The organism is Escherichia sp. 94.0001, assembly GCF_013369155.2.
Lineage (GTDB): Bacteria > Pseudomonadota > Gammaproteobacteria > Enterobacterales > Enterobacteriaceae > Escherichia > Escherichia coli_F.
Genome location: NZ_JABWMS020000341.1, coordinates 1 through 231, shown reverse-complemented (window position 1 = coordinate 231; position 231 = coordinate 1). Strand labels below are relative to the sequence as shown.

Annotated in this window: 1 protein-coding gene; it reads left to right on the top strand. The window is 51.1% G+C overall.

Annotated elements, in window-relative coordinates; genetic code table 11:
* Nucleotides 1-231: phage tail tip fiber protein (locus HEN33_RS26030; RefSeq protein ID WP_183083585.1), on the top strand; the 231-nt coding region annotated here is incomplete at both ends.

The following is a 231-nucleotide window of genomic DNA, read 5'->3' as shown; positions in this document are numbered from 1 at the left end:
TCGTGGAGGCTGTCGGTCGGGCGAGCGATGATGCGGAAGGTTACCTGGATTTTTTTAAAGGCCAGATAACCGAATCCCATCTCGGCAAGGAGCTGCTGGAAAAAGTCGAGCTGACGGAGGATAACGCCAGCAGACTGGAGGAGTTTTCGAAAGAGTGGAAAGACGCCAACGATAAATGGAATGCCATGTGGGGCGTCAAAATTGAGCAGACCAAAGACGGCAAACATTATG